Below are 19,082 nucleotides of genomic sequence, written 5' to 3' on the forward strand. Positions count from 1 at the left end.
GATGAGACTTATGACTGTACTTGTGTGGCTTTTGTCTGCGGCAGCCTGCGCGTATCTCTTCTTGATCGTACCGACCATGTGGCTCAAAGTGGAGCGCGTGAGGGTACCGGCCGGGCTCGGCATTAAGATTTTGCAGATCAGCGATCTTCACGTCGAAAAGCTGAGGGTCCGTCCCGGCAGGCTTACTCGGCTGATCGACGCGGAAAAGCCGGATTATATCGCGCTAACCGGCGACTTCACCCGCAGAAGCAAGTATTTGCCGAAAGTTGAAAAGGTGATGAAGGCGGTCGCTTCCCGCGGAATTCCGGCGTTTGCCGTTCTCGGCAATCACGATCACCGCCTGGATCCGGCCGGGATGAGGAAGCTGAACGCGATTCTGGACGAAGCGGGTGTTGCTCTGCTGAACAACCGGTCGGCCGATCTCGGCGCCTTCCAGTTCGTCGGCGTGGATGACCTCGGTACCGGACACAGCCGGATCGGTAAAGCGTTCCGGCATACCGCGGCGCACAAGCCGGTCGTGGTGCTGACCCACGATCCGAACCTCGTCCTCCGTTTAAAGCGCCCGTTTACTTACTTGATGGCGGGGCATTTTCACGGCATGCAGTTTCATGTTCCGTTTCTGTTCCGTTTTATCCGGAAGGGGGAGCTCGCGGCGAGAGGGATCACGAAGGGCTTGCATGAAACCTCTTATGGACGATATTACATTTCCAAAGGGATCGGCCAGGCGGGGCCTAACGCCCGGTTTATGATCCGCAGCGAAGTTACCGTCCACGAGCTGTGACGGCGGGAGGAATGTTCGGCTGCCGGATGCGAACCCGTCACGCGGCCGGGAAATACCGGGCACCGGGAGCGGCGCCAGCGCAGGCTGCACTTCTCGGCGGGACAGGGAACGGAGAGGCTTGGATTAAAGACACGACAACGGAGGTACAATTAATGGAGGAGAAAAGCAGCTGCAAAATCCGGCGTTCCGGTCTCGTGCGGGAGCTGGACGGACCGTCGGCCGTGCTGGAAATCGAGGGCAGGACGGTACGTGTGCCCGCCGGTAAAATCGCGGCCGGAACGGCCGCGGGAACGCCGGTGCAGTGGAATGGAACCTTGTGGATTCCGTTCAAGTGACTCCGCGACCCCCCGTGTACACTGCCGTGACTCTTGCGGCTCCGATGACTTTCATGACCTGTGACACGCCTATGGGTCTCCATGGGATCGCTTCTGTGACTTCCTATATATAAATATAAAAAGCCCGGCTATAGCAGCCGGGCTTTTGCATATGGAGCAACAGAAGTAGCGCTTATTTCGCGGAAACCGTCTCAAGGTCGCGTACTCCCTGATAGATCAGGTCGAAAAGCTCCTCGATGTTTTCTTCGTCGATGCAGGAGAAAGCGACGCGAAGATCCGTTTCGCTGAGGGCGATCGTTCCGACGCCGTAAACTTCCAGCAGGCGCTGGCGGAGCGCTTCCGCATCGACGGTTTTCAGCTTCAGGCACATGAAGTAGCCGGAGTTGAACGGATAGTAATCCCAGGAGTCTCCGTACTTGCCGCTGTCGAGCAGAGCTTTCACTTTGTTCGCGCGGCCCTTCATGATTTCGAACTTCTCCTGCTTCTGAGCGTTGAATTCCGGAGAGTTCAAGGCGTGCAGGACAAACGTCTGCGAAGGATGCGAGCACGAGGAGATCGTGGCCCGGATAATCCCGAGCGTTTTCTGTTCCAGCGCGCTGAGCAGCGCTTCATTCTTGCCGGCGTAAGTGATAAAACCTACGCGGAAGCCCCACACATACTCTTCTTTCGTAGCGCCGTCCACTTTAACCGCCAGTACGCGGTCGTGAAGATCGGCAAGCTGGCCGAAAAGAGATTCCTGCAGGGAATTCTCGAAGAAGAGAGCGAAGTACGCATCGTCGGTAACGGCCACGACATTGATGCCCGCTTCCGCAGCTTCGCGAATTACGGAAACGATCTGGCGTCCTTCTTCCGGTCCCGGTGTATACCCCGTCGGATTGTTCGGGAAATTCAGAACGACGAACGCTTTGCCTTTGTCTTTCTGGGCTAGGAGCTGTTCGCGGAGTCCCGCGGAATTAAACGTGTTGTCTTCATTGTAAAGCGGGTACGTAACGATTTCGGCGCCCCGGCGGATTCCGAAGGTGAGCTCGTAGTTTTCCCAGTTTTTATCCGGAATAATGACGCGGTCCCCCGCTTCTACGAACAGGTCGGCCGCAATGCTCAGGCCGTGTGTAAGGGCGTTGGTCACGATCGGATTGCCGAACGTTTTGTTGCTTAAGGACGGATTCTCCTCCAGCATTTTTTTACGCCAGGCGGTGCGCAAACCGGGCTTGCCCGCAGGAGGCGCGTATTCGTAAAGATCTTTCGGATCATAGGCGGACAGCGTATCCTGAATGACCTTCAGGTGCATAGGCTGACCCTTCTCGATGGCAGTACCGATCGTGGCATTATATTTACCGGCTTTGGTTTTCGCCTCGGCCGATTGGCTCAAAATGCCGACTTTCGGGAAATAGATTTGCTTGCCCAACGACGATAACATCTCATACACATAGGCGTTTTCTTTTTCGATGGTTTCATTCAACTGCTTAGCAAGGGGGTTCATTCCGCTCCATCCTTCCGGGGTTATGGAAATTCATTTTAGCCATTATTATAGCACTTCTTACCGGAATGCGTCACTGCGTTACCTAAAAAAAACGGCTCCCGGTATCCGGAAGCCGTTTGAACCCGCAAGAACCGGTGATAAAGCTCCGGAAAAACGTGCGGAAAGCGCAAGAGAAACGTCGAGTGTATTGCCCAAGGAATAAGAAACCCGGGCAGAGAACAAGCGAATTTGCAGCTAGAGAGTAAGGAGACACAGAGAGAGGTACGCGATCAAGTCCGGTATATTAAGCTTCCATCCCCGCGTCGTACAGCAAAAGGATTTTACGGATATGAGCGGCCAGCGATTCCCGCGGACAGACCAGATTCGTCTCATAATATTCCATTTCGACAAGCTCGGGGTGCTCGAGCACGCGCTCGAACTGGATTTCACGGAACCCGATTCCCTGATTCGTTTCACTCTCCAAGGCGGAGGCGACGGCTTGAAGCGCCGGGGGATCCAGGGCATCTTCTTCCATATTCAAAATCATATAATGCCAGATATCATCGGCGTCGCTATCGACGGGGCGGTGAATCTGGGCCAGATGCCGCAGCAGCTCTATGTTGGCTTCCATCGTTGTCCTCCTTTCCAGACGTTCCGCATATCGCCTTTTTGCTTAGCGGCGGTACATGAGCCCGTGTGCTTACGACAATGCGGTAAAATTTAGTCCTGATCCGCAGAAAGCCGGCGGAACGACACTGTCTGGCGGTGATTGTAAGGGAAATGGTCGATAATTTCCGTCAGATTGCCTTCGCCATCGGGGAGGACTCTTCCCTGAACTCCGATGATTTTTCCGTCGGGCCCAACCACTTCTTCTCTAAATGTGTATGCTTGAAGGCGGCCGAGATGGTCATTCTGCGATTGCAGCCGATTATGAAGAATAGCCTTGTTCAGCGCATCTTCCCCTAAACGATCAATCTCCGAATCGTTGTAGTGTTTGGGATAAAACGTTTTGCCGTATGTCAGGGAAGTGAACGTTTCCCCGGTAAGGGGGTCCGTTCCCTGTCGTCTGATGACGGCTCTGCGGATTCCGTTCTCCGGCAGTTCCTCGGTTCTCACCACGGTGAGTCGGTCCCGGCGGACGGCGTCTATAAAGCCGTTCCAGTTATGCAACCCCCTGATCGTCCACCCGCCTCCATAGCGGGTTCCGGCAGGCAAATACGCCTGCTTCCCTTGGTGGACGGTCTGCCGCGTGCGCTCCGTTGTGAAACGGTGTCTGCGTTCCGGAATGCTTCCGGAACGAGCCGCGCCAGCCGCGCCGGCCGTATCGTCAGCGCCGAAGCCGGCGTCCGCCGCGCTTTCCGCGGCAGACGGGGCTTCGGCGGACTGGGCCGCAGAAGGCTGTTCCTGCGCGCCGGAGGAAGCCGCGGGCGCGCTTGGCGCGAAAGGCTTCCTCCCGGCTTCGAGACCCGCCAGGAGGTCGAGAAGCCGCCGCAGGCCGGCGGCCGCCGCCATACGCGGAGTGAACGCGCCGAGCAGCGGCAAAATCTCTCCGGGCTGAAGCCGCCCGGCGTGTTTGCGGCGGGCTTTGAAGTCGCCCGCCAGCGTATCGCTTACCGCGCCCCACAGCGGGAAGAAAGAAGTGAAGAGAAAGGCGGTGCCGAGCAGGAGCACCCCTTTCGCGGCGGCACTCTGCCCGCTCCACCAGGCCGCGGTGGGCGCGTACAGGCAGGAGACGCAGGCGTTGCCGCCAGGGCTTGATCCTGCGGCGGCTGCAAGCCCCCCGGTCCAGGCAGCCGCGCTCAGCAGAAGGAACCCCGCCGCAAGCAGGACGGGGACAGCCGCCTTGTTCAGCGTCTTCATTTCATCCTGGAGATTTCCGAGGCTGCGCTTGGCGTCTTTTTTGCCGTACAGCAGGGTGAAGGCCAGGCGGCGCCGGATTCTGTAGAAACGAAGAAGGCTGACGTAGCGTTTGGCGCCTTCCGGCAGCATGCTCAAAGAACGGTAGAGCTCGCGGAACGGTTCGATCACGTTTTCGGAGCGGAACAATGTCAGCCCCTTCCGCATGCGGTTCAAGTCGGCGTAGTCGTATGCGACCGCACCGATCAGCAGAACGATAAACAACGCCTTGGTATAAGCGCCGCCGCCCAGCGTCATATGAAACCCGTTCAGCCAGGTCGCCTGTGTCCCGTTATGCACCGCGTGATCCGCGGCGACCCAGACAAGCAGAAAGACGGGCAGCGCGTAAGCGGCTTTCCCGATGACCCGGCGCAGGCGGATGGCGATTCCGAGGCCGAGGGCGCAGAGGGCGGTGGCCGCCGTGTGTCCGGCCCAGGGCGAGGCGAGACCCTGCTCAAGGGACGGCAGGAAGTGAAACAGGTTCCAGCTCATCGCACTATCCGGCGAAACCGCCGTGGAACCGGCCGGCTCCAGACTGGCATGCAGCCGCATCCAGTATTCCTCCAGAAACTGGAGCCCGGCTCCGGTAGCGCCGCCGATCAGGGCGAAGTCGGCCAGACTAAGCGAGGTCGCTTTGCGCGAGCCCCACAAAAACAGGAGCAGGGGGGCCAGCTTCATCAGTTCCTCCGTCAGCGGAGAAACGAGCGACGCATTCCAGACGGCGTAAACCGCCGGATCGAACGGCAGGAAGACCAGCTGAATGAACAGCGTATTGAGCGGAGCTACGATCCAGGTGCCGATGATAAAAAAAGCGGCGTACGCGGACCAGCCGACGGTTTTGGAACGGCAGACGATCCACAATTGCCAGAGTACGTAAAAAGAGGCCAAAGCCTGCACCAGCAAAGTGCGGCTGTCTTTCATAAAAGGCAGGGACAGGCATAAGAAGGCCAGGCCGAGCCAAGATAAAATCGAATAGAAGGCGAACAAACGTGGAGCCTGCAAGGCTCTTTTTTTCCAATGGGTACGAAACCGGTCGAGAGCGGTCCGGACGGTTAAACGCAAACCAGGCAAAATCATATCATTTTCCTTTCTGTGCGCCGAAGGCAGACAACAAGCGTCTGTCCTGTTACCGGAGTTGCGGGTGGAGACGGGCAAAGAACCCGTGCTTCGCTGCGCTGCCGGAAACAGCCCCCTTAAACGGGGCGGCGGCTTCAAATATGCCTAAACGGAACAGGTGAAACGGCTTATAGAGCTTCCTTGATAGGGGATCATGAAGTTCCTCAAGCTTGCTTCCCCCCCTCATAAAAGTTCGTAGAGACCGCCTGAAATGGGACTCAGGTGAACGGGGCCGGAGCCGGAGCCGGAGCCGGCTGCAGCGCTGTTGATTTTGAACACGTCTCTGTGAGATGGTAAGAAGATAGAAACGATCAGGCGGCTTTTTATTTTCACCGGAATTCGGCGGAGGTTTATGTGAAGATTTTAATCCCTTTTAATCACTATGCACAACTGTTTCCCCATAAAAATACCGCCCTCTACCGAGCGCTGCGGGAAAGTATAGTAGAAGGAAGACTGGAATCGGGCTCTAAACTCCCTTCAAGCCGGGAGCTGGCGGAGGTATACGGAATCTCCCGGGGACTCGTTATGCAAGTGTACGAGATGCTGATGTCCGAAGGATACATAGAAGGCAAACCGGGAAAAGGAACGTTCGTTGCCTACCGGAGTGATCAGGCGGCGGGAACCGATTCCTCTTCGGATGACCCCCTCCTTTTGTCGGCATGGGGACGCCTTTTGATGGAACCGGGGGGCGGCGGCGCAGGCAGACGGGAAGAAGGGAGCGGCGCCTCGGTAGGAAATAAGGAGGATAGCCGGGAGCAGGAGTACGGCGGAGCAGAGCGGAGGCCGGGCGGCGTACCCGCAGGTTATGCCGAAGCGAGCGGTGCAGGGCAAGAAGAGGCGAGCGGGGTAAAAGTCGCGAATGCAGAGACTGCGGGGCAAGGGCAGACAGGCGGCATGAAGCAGGCCGGAGCAGGTAAGGTGGGTTATGCCGAAGCGAGAGGCGCAGAGCCGGCAGAGGCGAGCGGGGTAAAAGCCGCGGATGCAGGGACTGCGGGGCAAGGGCAGACAGGGGGCATGATGCAGGCCGGAGCAGGTAAGGCGGGTTGTGTCGAAGCGAGTGGTGCAGGGCCGGCAGAGGCGAGCGGGGTAAAAGCCGCGGATGCAGGGACTGCGGGGCAAGGGCAGGCAGGGGGCATGAAGCAGGCCGGAGCAGGTACCGGAGGTTATGCCGAAGCGAGTGGTGCAGGGCCGGCAGAGGCGAGCGGGGTAAAAGCTGCGGATGCAGGGACTGCCGGGCAAGGGCAGGCAGGGGGCATGAAGCAGGCCGGCAATGCCGGGCGAACCGCGGCCCATGCAAGTCCGCCCGCGCGGGCGGACGAAACGCGCAGCCGCAGTGCGGCTTCCTGGAGCGCGGACCCGCATACACCCGCGGGTCCGGGTTCCGTCGTCTTCGAGCTGTCCGGCACCGACAGCGTGGCCTTCCCGCGGCAGGCCTGGAACCGCTGCCTGCACGAGCAGGTGCGCAGCGCCGCCTTCCTTGAGAGTCCGCTGCGCGACCCTCAAGGCGATTATTCGCTGCGCTCGGCTATCGCGCTGCATCTGCGGCGCTCGCGAAGCATCGACGCGGACCCCGATTGCGTCGCAATCGTGAACGGGTCGATGCAGGCTATCGCGCTGACGATGCAGCTGCTGGTAGGCCCGGGCGACGAGGTAGTCGTCGAGTCGCCCGGTTACAGCGGCGCCGTGCGCGCTGCGGCCGCCGCAGGCGGCGTGCCCGTCGATGCGCCCGTCGACGGGCAGGGCATCATCCCGCAGCCATGGAATGCGCGGCTGCTGTTCGTCACCCCCGGCCGGCAGTTTCCGACCGGGGCGGTTCTTCCGCTGAAGCGGAGGCAGGAGCTGCTCCGCTGGGCGAAGGAACGCGGCGCCGTCATCATCGAGGACGATTACGACACCGAGTTCCGCTACGCGGGCCGGCCCCTGGAGCCGCTTAAGGCGCTGGACCGCGAAGGTCGCGTCCTGTTCGTCGGCACGTTCTCGCGGACGATGTACGCGGGTCTGCGCCTCGGCTATGCGGTGCTGCCGCCGTCTCTCGTCGAACCTTTCCGGCGCGCCAAGCAGCATTACGAGCCTCTGACGACGGGGATGATGGAGCAGCGGGCCCTGGCGGCCTTTATGAACAGCGGCGCTTACGAGCGTCATCTGCGCAGGATGCAGCGGGTGTACGGGGAAAAAGCCGCCTTGCTGCGTTCGGGGCTGACCGCGCTGGATCCCGCTTTTGAATGGATGCCGAGCGAAGCGGGACTCCACATTTTCGGCTGGTGGAAAGGCGGCGCGGAAGCGTATAGGCGATTTGCCGCCGAATGCGCCGAGCGGGGTGTCTTCTGGCGGGACGCCGGGCAGCATGTCCGCTGCGGAGGAAGACCCGCGGCATGTTTCGGCTTCGGACATCTGTCCCGGGAGGAGATCGGCCGCGGTATCGCCGTGATGACGGAAGTCCTGAGGGAAACTTTTTTGTAAGCATACAGGAATCTCCAAAAGGTTTGTGCTATGATGTGAATGAAGGACGAGCCCGGTTTGACTCGCCGAGGCTTTTCCGTACTAGAAATACCGTAGGAGTGATTGGATATGGCCGGATTTACCGGAGGTACAAGTATTATTTTGCGGCTTGAGATGATGAAAGAACGCACGAATTTCGGACAGATCGCGACTACGATCGGCGACGCCGGCGGCGATGTCGTGGCAATTGACGTCAACCGTTCAACGAAAACCGTTACCGTCCGGGATATTACCGTCAAAGTCAGCGACCAGAATCAGACGGATGCCATCGTGAAGGCTCTAAACGAGCTGGATGGCGTAAAAGTCATCAACGTGTCTGACCAGACGTTCCTGCTTCACTTGGGCGGTAAAATCGAAACGACGCCGAAAATACCGATCAAGAACCGTGATGATCTGTCCCGCGTGTACACACCTGGGGTGGCAAACGTTTGCATGGCCATTCATGAAGATCCTTCGAAAGCGTTCTCATTGACGATTAAACGCAACACCGTTGCCGTTGTATCGGATGGTACGGCAGTTCTGGGGCTGGGCAATATCGGCCCGGAAGCGGCCATGCCGGTTATGGAAGGTAAGGCGATGCTGTTCAAGCAGTTTGCCGGCGTAGATGCTTTCCCGATCTGCCTCAATACACAGGACCCTGAAGAAATCATATCGATCGTAAAAGCGATTTCCCCGGCTTTCGGCGGAATCAACTTGGAAGATATTTCGTCCCCGCGCTGTTTTGAAATCGAGAACCGGCTTATCGAAGAGCTGGATATTCCCGTTTTCCACGATGACCAGCACGGCACGGCGGTCGTTCTGCTTGCCGGCATGCTGAACGCGGTCAAGGTTGCGGGCAAGAAGCTCGAAGACTGCAAGGTTATCGTCTGCGGCATCGGAGCTGCCGGTATCGCATGCACCAAGATTCTGCTCGCGGCAGGCGTTAAGAACGTAATTGGAGTCGACCGTCAGGGTGCTCTGGTTCGCGGCGAATCGTATCCGTACGAATCGTGGCAGTGGTATGCGGAGAATACGAATCCGAATGAGGAAAAGGGACATCTCTCCGACGTGATCGAGGGAGCCGATATTTTTGTCGGTCTGTCGGGACCGGGTGTGCTTAAAGTGGAGGACGTCAAGAAAATGGCGGCTGATCCGATCGTATTCGCCATGGCGAATCCGACACCGGAAATCGCCCCGGAAGAAGCGGAGCCTTACGTGCGCGTGATGGCGACGGGCCGCTCCGACTATCCGAACCAGATCAACAACGTCCTGTGCTTCCCGGGTCTGTTCCGCGGTCTTCTGGACTGCCGCGCTACGCGGGTCAACGAGCAAATGAAGCTGGCAGCCGCCAAAGCTATCGCGTCCGTCGTGTCGGAAGAAGAGCTCAACGAGCTTTACATTATACCGAGCGTGTTCAACAAGCAGGTCGTGAAGAAGGTCCGCGAGGCCGTAATTGCGGCCGCTTACGAAACCGGCGTAGCCAGACGGAAAAGTGCGGATATCCGCAGTGACGAAGCCGCCCAGTCCGCAGACGGCGCGGGTATGCTATAATAAACTCCTGGTTACAGTTTTACTGGGAAAGCAGGCGATAACATGTTTCATACGGAAACTTACGGAGGAACCCGTGAAGAGCAGTACACCCTCGTCATTGCCCAGTTGAAGGCGCTGATTGAAGGGGAGACAAGCCGGATTGCCAATCTGGCGAACGCTTCGGCTCTGCTCGGCCAGTTTCTTCGGGATATAAATTGGGTCGGTTTTTACTTGCTCGAAGGAGAGCAGCTGGTGCTCGGACCTTTCCAGGGGCTTCCGGCTTGCGTGCGCATCCCGCTCGGACGCGGAGTATGCGGTACCGCTGCGCAGAAGCGCGAGACGCTGGTTGTTGAGGATGTGGAGCGGTTTCCCGGGCATATTGCCTGCGACGCGGCCTCCCGCTCGGAGATCGTCGTACCGCTTGTTAAAGACGGCGAGCTGCTGGGCGTCCTGGATATCGACAGTCCGAACCTGGCCCGTTTTGACGAAACCGACCGCGTTATGCTGGAGCGTTTCGTGACGGAGCTGGCGGCTCAGCTGTAAACTCCCGATCGGGGTACCCTATGCATGACGTGAGTTTGTTTAATGTAATGAACGGTTCTTAGCTTTGAGAAGCCCTCGTACCAGCCGGTGCGGGGGCTTTTTTAGCAAGCTCGCAAAACATTTTGTAATTTTGTATTTATTTTCCAAGATAGATTCGTTAGAGTAGAAGAAGAGAACACATTGGCGCTTTAGGCCGGAGGACGAAATATGGAGAATAAAGCTTGCTTGTAAAAAGAAACGCTCATTGCCGAGGAGGAAAGCTTATGAAGACGATTGAAATACGAAATCCGCTGCTGCCTCTGCTGGCCGGGTCGGTATTCAGCGCTTTTATGTTTGCCACGCTGATGATACAAAGCTGGGAACAGCCCGCCTATCTTAAGCCGCTGACGGTTCTCGGCCTGCTTTTTGCGCTTTTTACCGCCGGATATGTCCTGTTCGATCTGATCGAATCCCGTCACGTTGAATTTGAAGGCCGGGTAACGGATTATAACAACGGCAGGCTGTCGCTGAAGACGCGGGAGGGCAAGGTAAAGCGCTACAAGCTGCCGTCCAGGGAAATACCGCCGGGGGAAAGCGAAGAGCTTCTGGAACCGGGAAATCAGGTGAAGGCTACCGTGACGAAAAGAACCGGTCAGCTGCTGACCTTGGAGGTCTTGTCCGGCTAACCGGGCGGACTTCCCGCAAGCGATAAACATCGCCGGAAGCAGGGACTGCGTTCCGAGGAGTTCCGATTCCGATATAGGAGGGAAAAGCCGAATCGGGCCTTATCCGGGCTCTTGATCCGGCTCTTTTTTCGGCCTGTCGGCCAAATATAGAATCAGATAAAAAAACGTCATGACCAGAGCCAAAACGGCGCAGGGCAAGCCTTTCGAAAACAAGTTCTCAAAGTGCTCCGCGTTTCCCAGAGGCCCGGTCCGCTGCTTGTAAACTTCCGGCATCCCGCTGATAAATTGGACGGTGTATATGACCGTCATTAGCAGGGACATACCTCCATAGAACAAATAAATCGGTCTTGTACGTATGTTTTTCACCCCTTTCCCTTCCTTCCATTTTACGGTTTCCGTGTCTATAAAGTTGCGATAAATGGCCGATTCATTGACAGGCTCTGCCGTGACTCCTAAGATATGGGTACAATGAAATGTGCTTATGCGGGTATGAAGTTAAGCTGCCCGACAAAGAAAGCCCCGGCGAACGGGGAGAAAGAGGGCGAGAAAACGCATGCTGACAATTACGGAAAGCAACTTGCGAGCCGACCGGGAACCGCTGCTTCATCCTTTCGGATTTAAAGGAGGTCAATTAACGGAGCTGTGGCAGCCGATTGTTACGCTAACTAGTGAAAGCGGTCACAAGGGTACGGGAGTGGGCGTCCAGAGTCCCTTGTGGTCGGATGCGAATCTGATGGCGTCTCTCGGGGAACAGGGAGCTAACGAGCTCATGTACAAATTTGCGGAGGAGACCGTAAAGTCCCTGTCTGGAGCCTCCTTCGGGCATCCGATGGAGCTGTTCGAAGAATTGTATGCGCGGTCTTCGCAGTCCTGGTTCGCCCGTCAGGGGCATCCGGATGTCCGGCCGACTTATGTTCTGAACGCGTTGGCGGCGGTCGATTTCGCGGCCTGGGTCCTCTACGCGCGGGAGCGGGAGATTTACCGCTTCTCGGATCTGCTGCCGGGCGAATACCGCAGCCTAGGCGAGCAGAAGACGGAAGCGGTTGCAGCCGTTCCTGCTATCGCGTACGGGACGGACGACGGGGAAATTACCGGCTTGCTGGAGCAGGGCTGTACCGTGCTCAAAATCAAGCTGGGGTCGGGCGGCGACGATATGATCGACTGGGACAGCAGGCGCCTGCGGCATATTCATGAGCTGACCCAAGCTTATTTGCAGACCCGTCCGGCCCCGGCAGAGGTGTCTTACTATCTCGACCTGAACGGCCGTTACGCGGCAAAAGACGACCTCCTGCGGCTGCTGGAGGATGCCGACCGCAGCGGATCGCTGCCTCATGTCATTCTGGTGGAAGAGCCGTTCCTGGACGGGCGTGAAATCTCCGTCGAGGATGTACCGGCCCGTATTGCCGGGGATGAGAGCATTCAGTCCGAAAGCGATGCCCGCTACTATATGGATCTCGGCTATGGAGCCCTTGCCCTTAAACCGGCGGCGAAGTCGATGAGCCTGAGCCTGAAAGTGGCCGCTCTGGCCGCCGAGCGGGGAGTACCGTGCTTCTGCGCCGACCTTACGGCCAATCCGCTGCTGGTGGAGTGGACTCGCGTGCTGGCCGCTCACCTCCGTCCTCTGCCGGGGATGGCTTACGGCCTGATCGAGTCCAACGGGGGGCAAAATTACCGCGGCTGGGACCGTCTCGTAAGCTATCATCCGGCGGCGGGAGCGGGCTGGACCCGCACGCGCGGCGGGTTGTTCGAGCTGGACGAGGCTTTCTATGCGGAAAGCGGCGGCGTATTCCGGCCGAGTTCTTACTACGAGAACCGCTAGGTATTGCCGCGGGCTGTATACCCGCCTCAGCGCCCTACGGCTTCAAGGCTGAGAATATCTTTCAGATAGCCCGGAAGGGCATCGAGGTGGTTGCCGAGGAACGCGTCGCTTTCCCTGCCGACCCGCTGGGCGGCGGGTACCATGGAAAGCTGGGCCGCGAACACCGTTTTGCGGGGATGGTCTTCGATGGCATGGAACAGTCCTCTGGAAACCGCTTCGATATAATCGTTCTTCTTGCCCTGCATGACGAGCTGGAACGTATTTTCAAGAAGGACCGGCTCCACCTGAATCTCCTGGCCGGCTGCGGCCGCAAACTTATGGAGCTGTTCCATCGTGCCTTCGACAGTCGAAGGATTGGTGAAAACGAGAACCGAAGGCCGGTTCAGCTGCAGGATTTTATGAAACAAAGGATCGTCGATTTTAATAATCGGCACCGGGCAGGAGAAATTTTCAGGCAGATGAGCCGTAAAATACGTACAGGTAATCAAAATGGCATCCACATGACAGCTGGCTAACCAGTCGAGTGTGGATTTTATTTTGTTCAGGGCCAGTTCCTCCGTAAAATCGCTGTCGTTCTTAATCCGGTCCAGACCGGGATCGACGAAATGCACCAGCTCGATGTCATAAGAGCCGAGGGCTTTCTCGATATGTTCGATATTGGAGTAGTGGGCATGATAGCAGCCAAGTTTTCTTTTCATTCGATAGACACCCCGTCCGAAGTTTTCTATGAAGTATAGCAAGGTTAACAATATTTGGCAATGGGAACACGGGGCCGAGCGGGTAAAAAAATGTCTTCTCACCTTGCGCCGGGAGTCGGCTGAACCGAATAACGAACCGGATGACTAGGAACCGGCGAACCGCATCAGCTCCCGGTTGAATTTGCCCATTTCACAGTAAAACAAGCCGTGTCCGCTGTACGCGAACGGCACAAGCTCCGAGCCCTTGATGCCCGCCTGTGTCGCCTGGGCTAGCGGATAGGGACAGATCAGGTCCTGCGCCCCCTGGAAAATCACGGTGGGCACCGAGATTTTGGGCAGATCGGGACGCAGATCCTCGTCTCTCAAAAGAGCCGCTCCCATGGCGGTCGCGTGCCCGGAGGATGACAGGGCGATCCCGTGAAACCAGTTTTGAAGAGGGGCCGACACATACCGGGCAAAAAAACGGCCGCCGAGATCTTCGAGCATTTTAGGGCGGTCGGTATAGGTTCCTTCTATGAGATGGTTCAGCTCTTCGATTGAATTGCCGTAGGGGAAGTCCGGACGTTTGGTAAATAGGGGAGCCGCCGGAGCGAACAGAGCCAGCTTGGAAACGCCAAACCCGCCGTGTCTGGCCATATACCGGATCGCAACGGCTCCTCCCATGGAAAATCCGGCCAGTATAATGCCTTCGAGCCTAAGCGTCTCGATCACACGGCGGATATCGTCCGCCATCCGGTCGTAGGAATAGCCTCCCCAAGGGCGGTCGGATTTGCCGAATCCTCTCAAATCGACGCCGATACAGCGGTATCCGGCTTTGGGAAGCTGATCGAACTGGTACTCGAACATCGTGTGGTTAAGCGGCCAGCCGTGAATGAACAGAATCGTTTTGCCGCCGCCCCCGGGGTTCAAATCCTCGACATAAAGGTTAACTCCCTGCTCTACGGGGATGTAGATGCCCATGCTGCGCCTCCTTTGGATGAAAAAATAAATAAGGGCGGTGACCGGGGATTGATTGCATGAAAAGATCGCAATTCCTATGAACCAAACACCGGTCGGTATTGAAGAATATCCGCTTTTTCTAGTGTATGTGGGACGGTTTGGACGATATTTCTACCAGCTTGAGTGATTGTGAAGGGAACGGACGTAGTACATAGTGACAGAATAAAGCGGATTTAGGGATGGGACATACGGGGGGCGCTATATGGGAAAGTCGGAGGAGTGGCTGGCACGCGGGATGTCCGAACAGGATCCTGCCGCACTGGAAGCGCTTATGGATTTATACGCTTCGAATATATACGGTCTGGTGCATCGTATCCTTCAAGGAGCGGTATCGCGTGAGGATATCGAGGAATGTGTCAGCGATGTCTTTGCCGCCGCCTGGAACAGGACCTCAGAATATGAGCCGCGACGGGGGACTTATAAAACTTGGCTGCTTATTCTCGCCAAATACAAAGCGCTGGATTACCGCCGGCGGTTGAGACCGGAAAACCGATTGGGTAAAATGCTCGCGGAGACGGAACTTACGGCCGAAACGGATACCGAGCAGATCGTTCTTGACCGGGAAATGCAGGAAGAATTTTTAGCTTTGATCGACAGGCTGGAAGACAAAGACCGGATTATTTTTTATCGGCGATATTACTATTACGAGTCTGTGGAGGAGATTGCGGCTGCTATGGGGTTGACGGCCAAGGCGGTTGAAAATCGGTTGTACAGAGCCAGGAAAAAGCTCAAGGAGCAGATGAAAACAGTTCGTAAGGAGGGGATCTCATGAAAAAACGCGAAGAACGGGAATGGTTTGGGCTTCTGGATGAAATAACGGCCGACTTGGCGGAAAATCACATCCCTGACTTGGATACAGCGGAATTTCCATTGGAGAAAGACCCCGACAGGCTGACAGCAATTAAGCAGCGGACTTTTGAGAAAATAGCCGTGATATCCCCCGGCACAAAGACAAAGACCGCGAATTGCCCTTCATCCGGCGGTGAGCTTGCACCGTCTGTTTCTCCGGTTAGGCGAACGGGAACAAGTCGACCGAAGCTCCTGCGCAGATATGCTCTCCTGGCCGCGTTAGCGGCTTTGCTGCTCACCGGCGGGGTGCTTGCGGGCGCTCAGCCGGAAGTGGCCGCCCAAATGCGGCGTGTGCTTCAATACCTGCCTGGCTTTGCCGGAGTTGCCGATTCGGAGAAAACGGAGCAGCGGGTGGAGTACGTGCAGCCTCTGCCGACTACTCATAAAATCGGAAAAGGGCAGCTTGAAATCAGAGGATTGTCCATCGGTGAGAAAAACTCGACCGTTACGCTGGTCGGCACCGGCTTGCCCCGGGCCTCGGAGGTGACCCTGAGGAATGGCTTGGGAGAGAAGTACGTTTTCCGCCGGGCTACGATGACGGGGGCGGAAGGAGGATGGACCGGGCTTTACGGCTACGAAGGCCGGATCGAGGTTACCGGCAATACGACCCTGATTGCGGAGGGGAGGGAACTCCCCTTGAAGCTTGTCGCTCCCCGGGAAGTGGAGCAAGTGACGGATCTCGGTCCTACGGCCGAACATAGCGGGACCCGGTTGACCGCGGTGAGCGCAGCGGTGGATGATAGGAAGATGAAACTGACGATTCTTCCTCAACTGCCGGGTGAAGTGAAAATCAATTCGTACGGGTTTAATTCTTTTTATAAGGAGATTCCGTCCGCTAAGTTCTTTAATCCCGGCACGGGTGAAGAAATTCCCTTCACGCAGGACGAGACGTTCCCTAATCCGAGTGAAATTTACTGGGAGCGAGGCAAGGAGTCGGAGGGGGGAGCCAAGCTGGTCATTCCTGCGCTTGTTCTGACGAGAAGCTATGACCAGCCGGCTGTCATCCGTCTCCCTGTTCCCGAGAGGGGCAGTGTGGAAGTTAACCGGACGTTCGACCTGTTCGGCTTTCCGGTCAAGGTAAGCCAGGTGGAGAGAATCCTCAAGGGAGCGAAAATTGACGGAGATGGCGAAGCCGGGGAAGACAGTATCCGCATCTGGTTCGAGCTTCATGGGGATGAGCAGGCGGCCGAGACCTTGTACGAATTTCCCCCCAGTCTGTTAAATGGCGGCGCGGTCTGGCACCGTAACGAGCAAACCGACAGGATGGAATGGATGCTTCTGTCGGTTCAGCCCGGCCAGAAGGAGTACGAGTTGAAAGTGTCATCCCTTAATTCGCAGGTAAGAGGTCCGTGGGAATTTTCGGTGGATCAACCTTAATCGAGGCTGTCACTGCAGCCTGTTGAAGGAGGTAGAGAATGAAAAAGGTGCTGCTGCGTATAGCCAAAATAGCGGGAACTGTCGCAGCCATTGCGATAGGAGCTTATTATCTTTTGACGCTGGCGGCTTTCGTGATCTTGGCTTTAAACGAATGGACGGGTTGAAGGGTGAAACGTCGGCTGAGAAATGACCGCTCATAAAACAGTTACGGACAAGACCTAAAAAAACCGGTATTCCCCGCGGGGAATACCGGTTTGGTTTATGCTTATACTTCTGCGGACCATTCACGCAGCTTGCGGTCTGACGGAAGAAAGAGCGTCAAGATGCCGAGAATCGGCAGAAGGCTGGACAGCTTCATGATGAGGCTGATTCCGTGCGCGTCGATCAGGTTACCCAGAACGAGCGCTCCTATCCCGCCCATGCCGAACGCGAAGCCTGTAATCAGGCCGGATACCATGCCGACTTTCCCCGGAATCAGCGTCTGCGCATACACGACGGTGACGGAGAAGCTGGAGAACACGATGAATCCGGTCAGCACGAGCAGCACGGTTGCCCATCCCAGACCGACGTAGGGGATGAGGGCGGCCAGCGGAGCCGCGCCGCACATCGAGACGAAGATGACGGTTCTCTGTCCGAACCGGTCGGCGAGAGGTCCGCCGAAGAACGTTCCGAGCGCGCCTGCGGCCAGGAACAGGAAAATATAGATTTGCGCCTGGTCGATGGTCGTGCCGACGACATCGCGCAAATAGAAAGCGTAATAGCTCGTCATGGCCGCCGAGTACCACGAGCGGATAAAGACCAGGAACACCAGCACGACGATCGCGGTGGCGATCTTATTCCGCTTGGTGGGGTCCATCGCGCGCTGCACGGTCTTCTTCGCCGTCACGGCTCCGGCCTCGATCACACCCTTATACCAGCGGGCGATAAAGGTTTGCACGAGCATGGCAGCGCCCGCCACGAGGGTGAACCAGATCGAGCCGAACTGGCCCAGCGGGATGAAGATCCATTTCGTCAGCAGCGGAGCCAGCGATTGACCCGCGTTGCCGCCGACCTGGAAGATCGACTGGGCGAGTCCCTTGCGGGAGCCTGCGGCCAGGTGGGCGACCTTCGAGCCCTGCGGATGGAAGGCCGCCGATCCCAGGCCCACCAGCGATACGGCCAGCAGCACGAACGCGTACGAAGGCGCGAACGCGAGCAGGAGCATGCCGAGGAAGGTGGAGGCCATGCCGAGCGGCAGCATGTAGGGTTTGGGCTTCCGGTCGGTATACATGCCGATGACCGGCTGCATGATGGAAGCGGTCAGATTGAAGTAGAACGAGATCCATCCGATCTGGGCGTACGAAAGCGTCATGCTGTCTTTTAAAATCGGATAGATAGCCGGGATAACCGACTGAATCGAGTCATTGAACAGATGCACGAGACTGATGGCAAGGAGTACCTTATAGACCGTCGGTTTCGACGTAGGGATTCCTGCTGAGGGTCGTGCTGTGCCGGCATTGACTGTCGCCTGCGACGCCATAGGGCACGCACTCCTTTCGTGAAGCTAGTGTGTAGATTGCTTAAGCGTACCGATCCGTTCGCCCATGCGGACTTTGCTGCCCACCTGGAGATCGGAGCGCGGCGTCAGGATGCCGTTCTCAGTGACGAGCACAACGGTCGAGCCGAATTCGAAATAAGCGAGGTCGTCGCCCGCCTGCAGGTGAGACGGAAGGCCTTCCACATACTGAATGGAACTGACGTTGAGCGCGCCGACTTTGACGACGGCAATCTCCCCGGCTTCATGCTCCATCACGGTGATGAGACGCTCGTTGCGGCTGAGCACGCGTGTCATGTGGCGCAGGCCGAATTCGTTCACGGGATACACCTTGCCCGGAACATGTTCTTTCTCCAATATCTCGCCGGTAACCGGAGAGTGGATACGGTGATAGTCCGTCGGGCTTAAATAAAGCACCATAAAAAAGCCCTTCTCGTAATTGATCGTACGCGGGGAGCGGTTGAGCAGCTCCTCAACGGTGTAATCCTGCCCCTTGACGCTGAGCATGCGGCCCGCCTCTACGGGACCGTAGCCGGTAATAACGGCGTCCACCGGGCTGACAAGCGCGGCCGGGTCCGTATCGACCGGACGGAGTCCGGGCTTCAGGCGGCGGGTGAAGAACTCGTTGAGTGTGGCGTATTCCCCGATTGCCTTCTCCGCTTCTTCTACCGGAATGCCGTAAGACTTGGCAAACCAAGGAATAAGGGAGCGGCTGAGCGGAGATTTGGAAAACGAACCGGTCATCCGGGAAATCCATTTGCGGGATGAGAGTTCCGTCATAAGTCGAAACAATGGTTTCATGCTTAGTTCAATGCTCCTATCTGTACGTTGACTATAGTCTTCGTTTTATCTTGCCATAGAATGAACGTTTTGACAATTGCCGCGACCCGGCGTTTTCGGGCGCTCAACAGCCCCAAACGCGGCTTTTCGCCGGGACCGTGCCATTATCCTCGGGCAGACAGGTATGATTCTCATCAAGGCTGCGCAAGCTGATTAAAAAAGG

The 19,082-nt window shown here is 57.2% G+C and carries 18 protein-coding genes; 10 read left to right on the top strand and 8 right to left on the bottom strand.

All coding sequences use genetic code 11. The features are described from left to right. Positions 1–10: 10 nt before the first annotated feature. The gene (locus ABH899_RS23945; protein ID WP_370001105.1) at positions 11–781 is read left to right on the top strand and encodes a metallophosphoesterase; all 771 of its coding nucleotides are present in this window, start codon (positions 11–13) and stop codon (positions 779–781) included. A 26-nt stretch (positions 782–807) separates the two neighbouring features. Continuing rightward, the gene (locus ABH899_RS23950) at positions 808–1,116 is read left to right on the top strand and encodes a hypothetical protein (RefSeq protein WP_370001107.1); all 309 of its coding nucleotides are present in this window, start codon (positions 808–810) and stop codon (positions 1,114–1,116) included. 172 nt (positions 1,117–1,288) lie between these two features. Here the strand turns inward: ABH899_RS23950 and ABH899_RS23955 are convergent, their stop codons facing one another. The 3 genes from ABH899_RS23955 to ABH899_RS23965 all read right to left on the bottom strand — a co-directional run bounded on the left by ABH899_RS23955 (position 1,289) and on the right by ABH899_RS23965 (position 5,548). Next, the gene (locus ABH899_RS23955) at positions 1,289–2,596 is read right to left on the bottom strand and encodes an aminotransferase class I/II-fold pyridoxal phosphate-dependent enzyme (RefSeq protein ID WP_370001109.1); all 1,308 of its coding nucleotides are present in this window, start codon (positions 2,594–2,596) and stop codon (positions 1,289–1,291) included. A gap of 283 nt (positions 2,597–2,879) precedes the next feature. After that, entirely contained in the window at positions 2,880–3,206 is a 327-nt protein-coding gene (locus ABH899_RS23960) for a hypothetical protein (RefSeq protein ID WP_009676401.1), read from the bottom strand. Positions 3,207–3,295: 89 nt separating this feature from the next. Further along, complete coding sequence (locus tag ABH899_RS23965; protein ID WP_370001111.1) at positions 3,296–5,548, bottom strand: PrsW family glutamic-type intramembrane protease; 2,253 nt, start codon at positions 5,546–5,548, stop codon at positions 3,296–3,298. Positions 5,549–5,941: 393 nt separating this feature from the next. On the opposite strand from ABH899_RS23965, the gene ABH899_RS23970 reads away from it, so the two are divergent. From ABH899_RS23970 to ABH899_RS23985, 4 genes are all read left to right on the top strand, one after another. After that, the gene (locus ABH899_RS23970; protein ID WP_370001113.1) at positions 5,942–8,047 is read left to right on the top strand and encodes an aminotransferase class I/II-fold pyridoxal phosphate-dependent enzyme; all 2,106 of its coding nucleotides are present in this window, start codon (positions 5,942–5,944) and stop codon (positions 8,045–8,047) included. Between the two features lie 108 nt (positions 8,048–8,155). Beyond that, on the top strand, positions 8,156–9,616 hold the full coding sequence (locus ABH899_RS23975) for an NAD-dependent malic enzyme (RefSeq protein WP_370001115.1): 1,461 nt from the start codon (positions 8,156–8,158) through the stop codon (positions 9,614–9,616). A 42-nt stretch (positions 9,617–9,658) separates the two neighbouring features. Then, positions 9,659–10,138: a GAF domain-containing protein gene (locus ABH899_RS23980; protein ID WP_370001117.1), complete on the top strand. Its 480-nt coding sequence runs from the start codon at positions 9,659–9,661 to the stop codon at positions 10,136–10,138. A gap of 263 nt (positions 10,139–10,401) precedes the next feature. Then, on the top strand, positions 10,402–10,803 hold the full coding sequence (locus ABH899_RS23985; RefSeq protein WP_370001119.1) for a hypothetical protein: 402 nt from the start codon (positions 10,402–10,404) through the stop codon (positions 10,801–10,803). 99 nt (positions 10,804–10,902) lie between these two features. Here the strand turns inward: ABH899_RS23985 and ABH899_RS23990 are convergent, their stop codons facing one another. Beyond that, entirely contained in the window at positions 10,903–11,169 is a 267-nt protein-coding gene (locus ABH899_RS23990) for a hypothetical protein (RefSeq protein WP_370001121.1), read from the bottom strand. Between the two features lie 187 nt (positions 11,170–11,356). On the opposite strand from ABH899_RS23990, the gene ABH899_RS23995 reads away from it, so the two are divergent. Next, entirely contained in the window at positions 11,357–12,622 is a 1,266-nt protein-coding gene (locus tag ABH899_RS23995) for an enolase C-terminal domain-like protein (RefSeq protein WP_370001123.1), read from the top strand. A 26-nt stretch (positions 12,623–12,648) separates the two neighbouring features. Here ABH899_RS23995 and ABH899_RS24000 read toward each other — a convergent pair whose 3' ends face one another. Further along, entirely contained in the window at positions 12,649–13,320 is a 672-nt protein-coding gene (locus ABH899_RS24000; RefSeq protein WP_009676398.1) for a hypothetical protein, read from the bottom strand. 144 nt (positions 13,321–13,464) lie between these two features. Beyond that, positions 13,465–14,280, bottom strand: coding sequence for an alpha/beta fold hydrolase (locus ABH899_RS24005; protein WP_370001125.1), 816 nt, complete (start codon positions 14,278–14,280; stop codon positions 13,465–13,467). Positions 14,281–14,521: 241 nt separating this feature from the next. Here ABH899_RS24005 and ABH899_RS24010 point away from each other — a divergent pair, with 241 nt between their 5' ends. From ABH899_RS24010 to ABH899_RS24020, 3 genes are read left to right on the top strand one after another with little or no spacing between them, the layout of a single operon-like run. Then, positions 14,522–15,091, top strand: coding sequence for a sigma-70 family RNA polymerase sigma factor (locus ABH899_RS24010; RefSeq protein ID WP_009676414.1), 570 nt, complete (start codon positions 14,522–14,524; stop codon positions 15,089–15,091). Further along, entirely contained in the window at positions 15,088–16,545 is a 1,458-nt protein-coding gene (locus ABH899_RS24015; protein ID WP_370001128.1) for a Tat pathway signal protein, read from the top strand. The genes ABH899_RS24010 and ABH899_RS24015 overlap by 4 nt, the downstream gene beginning before the upstream one ends. A 38-nt stretch (positions 16,546–16,583) precedes the next feature. Beyond that, positions 16,584–16,709: a hypothetical protein gene (locus tag ABH899_RS24020; RefSeq protein WP_009676411.1), complete on the top strand. Its 126-nt coding sequence runs from the start codon at positions 16,584–16,586 to the stop codon at positions 16,707–16,709. Between the two features lie 101 nt (positions 16,710–16,810). On the opposite strand, the gene ABH899_RS24025 is transcribed toward ABH899_RS24020, so the two are convergent. Together ABH899_RS24025 and asd are read right to left on the bottom strand one after the other, a co-directional pair. Next, positions 16,811–18,064 carry an MFS transporter gene (locus ABH899_RS24025; protein ID WP_009676412.1) on the bottom strand — a complete coding sequence of 418 codons (1,254 nt, stop codon included), beginning with the start codon at positions 18,062–18,064 and terminating at the stop codon, positions 16,811–16,813. 24 nt (positions 18,065–18,088) lie between these two features. Further along, on the bottom strand, positions 18,089–18,880 hold the full coding sequence (gene asd, locus ABH899_RS24030; protein WP_009676406.1) for an archaetidylserine decarboxylase: 792 nt from the start codon (positions 18,878–18,880) through the stop codon (positions 18,089–18,091). Positions 18,881–19,082 lie beyond the last annotated feature (202 nt).

Source organism: Paenibacillus sp. RC84, assembly GCF_041260495.1.
In the GTDB taxonomy this organism is placed as follows: Bacteria; Bacillota; Bacilli; order Paenibacillales; family NBRC-103111; genus Paenibacillus_F.

Excerpts from the sequence above, each read along its gene's own strand:
- ABH899_RS23945 (WP_370001105.1), top strand. The coding sequence starts at position 11 with ATGACTGTACTTGTGTGGCTTTTGTCTGCGGCAGCCTGCGCGTATCTC.
- ABH899_RS23950 (WP_370001107.1), top strand. The coding sequence starts at position 808 with ATGCGAACCCGTCACGCGGCCGGGAAATACCGGGCACCGGGAGCGGCG.
- ABH899_RS23955 (WP_370001109.1), bottom strand. The coding sequence starts at position 2,596 with ATGAACCCCCTTGCTAAGCAGTTGAATGAAACCATCGAAAAAGAAAAC.
- ABH899_RS23960 (WP_009676401.1), bottom strand. The coding sequence starts at position 3,206 with ATGGAAGCCAACATAGAGCTGCTGCGGCATCTGGCCCAGATTCACCGC.
- ABH899_RS23965 (WP_370001111.1), bottom strand. The coding sequence starts at position 5,548 with ATGATTTTGCCTGGTTTGCGTTTAACCGTCCGGACCGCTCTCGACCGG.
- ABH899_RS23975 (WP_370001115.1), top strand. The coding sequence starts at position 8,156 with ATGGCCGGATTTACCGGAGGTACAAGTATTATTTTGCGGCTTGAGATG.
- ABH899_RS23980 (WP_370001117.1), top strand. The coding sequence starts at position 9,659 with ATGTTTCATACGGAAACTTACGGAGGAACCCGTGAAGAGCAGTACACC.
- ABH899_RS23985 (WP_370001119.1), top strand. The coding sequence starts at position 10,402 with ATGAAGACGATTGAAATACGAAATCCGCTGCTGCCTCTGCTGGCCGGG.
- ABH899_RS23995 (WP_370001123.1), top strand. The coding sequence starts at position 11,357 with ATGCTGACAATTACGGAAAGCAACTTGCGAGCCGACCGGGAACCGCTG.
- ABH899_RS24000 (WP_009676398.1), bottom strand. The coding sequence starts at position 13,320 with ATGAAAAGAAAACTTGGCTGCTATCATGCCCACTACTCCAATATCGAA.
- ABH899_RS24005 (WP_370001125.1), bottom strand. The coding sequence starts at position 14,280 with ATGGGCATCTACATCCCCGTAGAGCAGGGAGTTAACCTTTATGTCGAG.
- ABH899_RS24010 (WP_009676414.1), top strand. The coding sequence starts at position 14,522 with ATGGGAAAGTCGGAGGAGTGGCTGGCACGCGGGATGTCCGAACAGGAT.
- ABH899_RS24015 (WP_370001128.1), top strand. The coding sequence starts at position 15,088 with ATGAAAAAACGCGAAGAACGGGAATGGTTTGGGCTTCTGGATGAAATA.
- ABH899_RS24020 (WP_009676411.1), top strand. The coding sequence starts at position 16,584 with ATGAAAAAGGTGCTGCTGCGTATAGCCAAAATAGCGGGAACTGTCGCA.
- ABH899_RS24025 (WP_009676412.1), bottom strand. The coding sequence starts at position 18,064 with ATGGCGTCGCAGGCGACAGTCAATGCCGGCACAGCACGACCCTCAGCA.
- asd (WP_009676406.1), bottom strand. The coding sequence starts at position 18,880 with ATGAAACCATTGTTTCGACTTATGACGGAACTCTCATCCCGCAAATGG.